Here is a 6,464-nt window from a genome sequence, read left to right as displayed (position 1 = left end):
CGTCCGTGCTCCCCGCGTCCGTGCTCCCCGCGTCCGTGCTCCCCGCGTCCGTGCTCCCCGCGTCCGTGCTCCCCGCGTCCGTGCTCCCCGCGTCCGTGCTCCCCGCGTCCGCGGGGATGAGCCGACGGGCCGTCGGGCTGCGAGCGAGCCCACGGCGGTGCTCCCCGCGTCCGCGGGGATGAGCCGGAAGACCCGAAGACGAGCGACGCCATGGACCTGTGCTCCCCGCATCCGCGGGGATGAGCCGCCCGAGGGGATCGGATCCTGGAAGGGCCTCGTGTGCTCCCCGCGTCCGCGGGGATGAGCCGTTGATGCCATGCCGCAGCAGATGCGCTTGATGGTGCTCCCCGCGTCCGCGGGGATGAGCCGGGTGGCAACCCCTCCTCCCTCCAGATTCCCCGGTGCTCCCCGCGTCCGCGGGGGATGAGCCCTGCTCGGCCATCGTGGTGGCCTCGACCACCCCGGTGCTCCCCGCGTCCGCGGGGATGAGCCGAACCACCACTCGTCGAGGTCGACCACGTTGGCGTGCTCCCCGCGTCCGCGGGGATGAGCCCGGCGTTCACCTCCTCGCGGACGGCTCCCTGACGTGCTCCCCGCGTCCGCGGGGATGAGCCGCGACCGCCGAAGAGGCCACGACCGCCTGTGCGGTGCTCCCCGCGTCCGCGGGGATGAGCCCCACGGCGAGTGGACGCGCAACGGCGGCAAGGAGTGCTCCCCGCGTCCGCGGGGATGAGCCGTAGGCCCTGAACGAGCCGTCCGAGCCGTACGTGTGCTCCCCGCGTCCGCGGGGATGAGCCCCTGTGGGGCAAGTTCAAGGACTCGATAGCCTGGTGCTCCCCGCGTCCGCGGGGATGAGCCCTCCCACTCGTCGACCTCGTTCGGGGTGGCGGGGTGCTCCCCGCGTCCGCGGGGATGAGCCCGGTCGCATGCGTGCGGCCAACGGCAGGTTCGCGTGCTCCCCGCGTCCGCGGGGATGAGCCACGGGCGGTTTCTATCACGAATGTGTGAACACCGTGCTCCCCGCGTCCGCGGGGATGAGCCCAACTCCACGCCTTACGGCGGCAACGTGTGGGCGTGCTCCCCGCGTCCGCGGGGATGAGCCTCCGACCGTGCCCACCCAGACGCCTGGGACGAAGTGCTCCCCGCGTCCGCGGGATGAGCCTCACCGTCGACACCGACCCCCTTCCACCCCCGGTGCTCCCCGCGTCCGCGGGGATCAGCCGGCCGTCCTGGTGGAGAACGTCGCGGAGGCCGCGTGCTCCCCGCGTCCGCAGGGATGAGCCCTGACCCCGTCCGACCTGCACGGCCACGGGCGAGTGCTCCCCGCGTCCGCGGGGATGAGCCGTTCCTCGAGCACGAGATCAAGATGCTCGACGTGTGCTCCCCGCGTCCGCGGGGATGAGCCGCCAGGCCACGGGAACGATGCCGACGTGGCGACGTGCTCCCCGCGTCCGCGGGGATGAGCCCAGGCCGCAGTGCATCGCCGCCCCGTGCAGGCAGTGCTCCCCGCGTCCGCGGGGATGAGCCGTGTCCCCGTGGACGACCAGGTTCCGACCGGCGGTGCTCCCCGCGTCCGCGGGGATGAGCCCTGCTCGAAGATGGGGGCGGCGTCAGTCTCCAGGGTGCTCCCCGCGTCCGCGGGGATGAGCCCGAAGCCGGCCGAGTGCACGTCGCGACCCACATGTGCTCCCCGCGTCCGCGGGGATGAGCCGGTCGCCCGCACCATCGACAACCACGCCCCGCCGGTGCTCCCCGCGTCCGCGGGGATGAGCCGGACCGCACCGCCGAGCGCCGGGCCAACGCTGTGTGCTCCCCACGTCCGCGGGGATGAGCCGAACGGCTGCAAGACGTTGCCCTTGACCAGGGAGTGCTCCCCGCGTCCGCGGGGATGAGCCGTCGCCCGGGAATCGGTCGAGCGCAGTCATGACGTGCTCCCCGCGTCCGCGGGGATGAGCCACTAGGAGCACGACATGTCCACCAGCCAGACCGCGTGCTCCCTGCGTCCGCGGGGATGAGCCGGCGCAGAACGGTCAGGTCGCCGGGCTCTCGCGCGTGCTCCCCGCGTCCGCGGGGATGAGCCGCGACGAACCTCGTCTACATTGAGTTCTCGGCCGTGCTCCCCGCGTCCGCGGGGATGAGCCCATCGGGGTCGAGCGGGCGGTCGCCATGCGCAAGTGCTCCCCGCGTCCGCGGGGATGAGCCCAGGCAGTTGTCCGATCGTGAGTGGTCCCTGATGTGCTCCCCGCGTCCGCGGGGATGAGCCGTGCGACGAATGCGCCGAGTGGGTCGACCTCGAGTGCTCCCCGCGTCCGCGGGGATGAGCCGGACCGGATCAAGTCCCGCATCGGTAGCACGGCGTGCTCCCCGCGTCCGCGGGGATGAGCCGTACCGGTCCTGCTTGTCGAACCGGTCGGGCATGTGCTCCCCGCGTCCGCGGGGATGAGCCGACCGTGGCCGGAGATGCGCCGTCCGGAGCGATGTGCTCCCCGCGACTGCGGGGATGAGCCCGCGGCCTCGAACTCCTTGGCCTTCTTGTCGGCGTGCTTCCCGCGACCGCGGGAATGAGCTCGCGCGACGGGTCGGGCTGAGTCGCGACGGTCTCTACAATGCACCTTCCGCGGAGGGCATTCCGACCTGGTCGGCGATCCTCAAGGTGACGACCGCACTCGGACTGAGGCTCAAGCTGCGCTCCTGCGCGCGGAGAACGATCTCGCTTCTACCAGCAGCGGTGATGAAGAGCCCAGCCGAGTGTTCTTCTTCTCCCAGGCATCACTGGCCCACGAGACCGGCCGCACTCTCTACGCCAGCGGTGACCTCAACGGGGCCGAGGCCGCGCTGACCCGCAGCGTCGAACTGCGCGGCAAGGAGTTCGTACGCACCCACGCAGTCACCCTCGGCTACCTCGGCGAGATCCAGGCCGCCCGCGGCCACCTCGACCGCGCCGGAGCAACCTGGTCGACCGCACTGGACGCGACCGTCGGCGTACGGTCCGGCCGAGTTCGAGACATGGCCGCCACCGTCCGGCAGGTGCTGCAGCCCGTACGTGCCACCAGCGAGTTCGCCGACTTCGACCAGCGCGCCGCAGCCTATCTCGCAACAGCCTGAACGAACGCCCCACCACCAAGGAGCACGCGTGGAATCGATCCCCATGACCCCCATCGCCACCGTCGTCGGCGGCCGCACGGAGCCCACCGACGACTACTGGGGTGGCACCCAGGCGATCATCCGCCTCGACCCCGACCTGTATCCGGTCGAGGCGACCCAGGGTCTGGAGGAGTTCTCCCACCTTGAGGTCGTCTTCTTCTTCCACCTCACCGACCAGACCGACCTCAACCTCGGGCTACGTCGTGCCCGCGAGAACCCCGTCTGGCCCGAGGTCGGCAACCTCGGCCACCGCAACATGCGCCGCCGCAACTGGCTCGGCATCTCCCGCTGCAAGCTCCTCAAGGTCGACGGGCTCGACCTCCACGTCGAAGACCTCGACGCCGTCGATGGCACCCCCGTCCTTGATGTGAAGCCATGGTTCGCCGAGTTCGGCACACGCGGCGACACCCGCCAACCAGCCTGGGTCACCGACATGCTTGGCGATTACTTCGCTCCTCAGCGCGACTGAATGTTGATCGACCGCCGATCGGTGAATGACTGTGTTGGTCTCGACACGCCTTCGCCTAGCGGCTCCGGCGGCTCGACCCGCGCGGCGGCTGGGATCAGCGGCAGAAGGCGTAGACGACGAGGCCGTGGTCCTCGCCGGAGAAGACCTGGTCGAGGGCCTTGCCGGTGAGGTGGGCGTCGACGTAGCGCGGGGCGGGGCCGGTGGCGACGATGGCGTGGCCGGGGAGTCGGCCAGTCATGTCGCGTGGGGCCTCGGCGCTCCAGCAGTCGTGCTTCGCGATGAGGGCGGCGGGGCTGCCGGGGGCCATCGGGCGCCCGGCCCAGACGCCGCCGTCCTCGGGCTCGGCGCCGAGCTGCACCAGCGCCACGGCGACGGCCGATGCGTACATCGCCCAGATGCCGAGGGCCCAGAACCCCTTGCGTCCGAGGAAGGCACTCACTCCCGGGCAACGCGGCAGCGGGCCTCGGGGTTACGGCTCGTGGCCAGGACCGGCCACGTCGTGGTCGTGGATCCAGGCGAGATGGCGGTCGTACGCACCGGGTGACCCGAGCCGTTTGTTGCGAGCCTGAGCGCGCGGACCGTCGGGGAGGTGGAGGACGTCGGCGGCGGCCAGCGAGGCGATCTGGATCCGGCGGGTGCGGTCGCGGCGGCGTACCTCGTAGGTCGCGAGGGCGCGGGCGGTGTCGTCGTCGGTGGCGAGGCACTCGGCCAGGACGATCGCGTCCTCGATCGCCTGGGCGGCACCTTGGCTGTGGTGGGGCGCCATCAGGTGGGCGGCGTCGCCGAGCAACGTGACACGGCCGCGCGACCAGGTGGCCAGGGGAGGACGGTGGAAGAGTGCCCAGTGCTCCGAGCACGGTGCGGCGGAGATCATCTGGACCACGGCCGGGTGCCAGCCCGCGTAGGCGTGCACGTGCTCGTCGGGGTCGGCCGGCCAGGACCACGAGTCCGATGCCCAGGGTCCGAGCTGCCGCTTGACCAGCAGGAACGCGTGGTCGCCGGTACCGACCGGATGATGCAACAGGTGGCCGTCGGCACCCGTCCACACCTGCACCCGGCCAGGATCGGGGAGCAGGGTGAGCCGCGAGCGCGGGACGATCCCACGCCAGGCGATGCAGCCGGAGAACTGGGCGTCGTCGTAGCCGACGACGTGCTCGCGCAGCATCGATCCGGCGCCGTCGGCGCCGATGACCAGGTCGGCCTCGACCGACCCGCCGTCGGCGAACTCCAAGGTCACGGGTCCGTCGCCGGAGTCGGTCAGCTCGACCAGACGGTGGCCGAGGTGGAGCCCGTCGGTGCCGAAGGCCTGGCCCAGGAGCGCACGCAGGTCGGCGTGACCGATGCCGTAGCAGGGCGCCCCGGCGCGGTCGGTGTACTCCGCGGCCGAGAGCACCCGGCCGATCGCGGCGCCGGTGTGGCCGTCGCGCCAGACCCAGCCGTCGACGGTCGCCGCCGCCTCACCGAGATCCGGCTCGAGTCCGATGCGCTCCAGGAGCCTGGTCGCGTTGGCCGGTAGCAGCACGGCGTCGCCGGCCGGGCGAGGATCGGCCGCGGCCTCGTACACCTCGACCTCGATACCCCTGCGGCGCAGCTCGACGGCGAGGGTCAGACCGCCGATGCCGGCGCCGATGATCGTGACCCGCCGGACACGACGATCCCTGCGTAAAGCTGCCCGAGCCATCCGGGTGACTGACATCGCACGCTCCTTGGGGAGGTTACGTTCGAAACGTACCTCAGGGGCGTGTGTGCTCGTGGACGGTTACGACAACGTCATTTGACGTCGAGTGTCTGGTCCTTGCCGATGTCGCTGGTCTCGATGGGGCCGAGGCCGAGAAGATCCAGGGCGAGGTTGCCGAGGTCGGCGTTGCGTACGGGCTGAGGGCCTTCGTAGTCGGGGCGACTCTTGCCCGGGTCGCGGTAGTCGTCGGCGTTGAGCTCGTAGAGGTCTGCGCCGGCGCCGGCGTCCGGCCCCCACACGACGAACGGGATCCGATAGTTCTCGTAGACCTTCTCGGAGTGGTTGGTGATGCCCGGCTTGAAGCCGTGGTCGGCGGTGAGGATGACGTCGAGCTCCTTCGCCAGCCCGGGATCGGCGTCGACGACGTCGAGGAACTCGCCGACCTGGGCGTCGGACTCCTCGACGGCATCGAGGTACTCCGGCGACATCCCGCCGAACTCGTGTCCGGCGACGTCGGGCAGGGACAGATGTACGAAGGTGAGGTCCCGTTGCTCCTCGGCGAGGTCCTCGACGGCTTCCGGGACCAGCTCGTCGTGGTCGTCGATCGGCACGTAGAGGTCGATGTCGTCCTCCCAGGCCCGCTGCCACAGCTCGAACTTCTGCTTCGTCACGAAGACACCGGTGCTGAGCCCGGCCTCGTGGGCGACGGTGAACACCGAGTCCTCGTCCTTCGCGATGGACCTCGCCGGGTCGCCGACGTTCCAGGTGACCCCGTGACCGCCCTCGTCGGGGTCGATCGGGTCGCTGGTGACCATGCCGGTGTGGTTGGGCAGGGTGATGTTCTTCTCGTAGGCGGTGCGGGCGTTGAGCGTCGAGGCGCCTTCGTCGATCAGCCGGTGGATGTTGGGCGTCTTGGCCGGCCCCAGCTTCGTCAACGCATCCGGGTTGAGCCCGTCGATCGAGATCGCGAGCACCTTCCGGTCGACCGGGGTGGGCTCACGCTCCGCGCGGTCGCCACCACCGCTCGCGTCACCACGGCTGCCCCCGTCGCCACTGCCGCCGTCCCGGTCGGGCAGGGCGGTGAGGGCCACGACGAGCACGACGACGAGGAAGATCCCGACGGAGAGGAGAGGGAAGAGGCGACGCACCGGCACACCCTAAGTGAACCCGATG

5 protein-coding genes and 1 CRISPR repeat array are annotated in these 6,464 nt (G+C 71.1%); of the genes, 2 read left to right on the top strand and 3 right to left on the bottom strand.

Annotated features, from left to right (window positions below; all coding sequences use genetic code 11):
- Positions 1-95 precede the first annotated feature (95 nt).
- Positions 96-2,568: a CRISPR direct-repeat array (repeat unit 28 nt; unit sequence GTGCTCCCCGCGTCCGCGGGGATGAGCC).
- Positions 2,569-2,748: 180 nt separating this feature from the next.
- Positions 2,749-3,105: a hypothetical protein gene (locus tag ACIRON_RS05665; protein ID WP_402990091.1), complete on the top strand. Its 357-nt coding sequence runs from the start codon at positions 2,749-2,751 to the stop codon at positions 3,103-3,105.
- A 28-nt stretch (positions 3,106-3,133) separates the two neighbouring features.
- A complete protein-coding gene (locus ACIRON_RS05660; RefSeq protein ID WP_402990089.1) occupies positions 3,134-3,613 on the top strand; it encodes a TrmO family methyltransferase in 480 nt (159 codons plus the stop codon).
- Positions 3,614-3,707: 94 nt separating this feature from the next.
- Here ACIRON_RS05660 and ACIRON_RS05655 read toward each other — a convergent pair whose 3' ends face one another.
- The 3 genes from ACIRON_RS05655 to ACIRON_RS05645 all read right to left on the bottom strand — a co-directional run bounded on the left by ACIRON_RS05655 (position 3,708) and on the right by ACIRON_RS05645 (position 6,439).
- Entirely contained in the window at positions 3,708-4,052 is a 345-nt protein-coding gene (locus tag ACIRON_RS05655; RefSeq protein WP_402990088.1) for a hypothetical protein, read from the bottom strand.
- Positions 4,053-4,082: 30 nt separating this feature from the next.
- Positions 4,083-5,309, bottom strand: a complete 1,227-nt coding sequence (locus ACIRON_RS05650; RefSeq protein ID WP_402990085.1) for an FAD-dependent monooxygenase — start codon at positions 5,307-5,309, stop codon at positions 4,083-4,085.
- A gap of 74 nt (positions 5,310-5,383) precedes the next feature.
- On the bottom strand, positions 5,384-6,439 hold the full coding sequence (locus ACIRON_RS05645) for an alkaline phosphatase family protein (RefSeq protein WP_402990082.1): 1,056 nt from the start codon (positions 6,437-6,439) through the stop codon (positions 5,384-5,386).
- Positions 6,440-6,464 lie beyond the last annotated feature (25 nt).

It is taken from the genome of Nocardioides sp. NPDC101246 (assembly GCF_044767415.1).
In the GTDB taxonomy this organism is placed as follows: domain Bacteria; phylum Actinomycetota; class Actinomycetes; order Propionibacteriales; family Nocardioidaceae; genus Nocardioides.
The sequence above is the reverse complement of the archived record's forward strand: the minus strand, read 5'-3'. Positions and strand labels throughout refer to the sequence as shown.

What these genes read in the sequence shown, in the direction of transcription:
- ACIRON_RS05650 (WP_402990085.1), bottom strand. Translation starts at nt 5,309, where the DNA reads ATGTCAGTCACCCGGATGGCTCGGGCAGCTTTACGCAGGGATCGTCGT.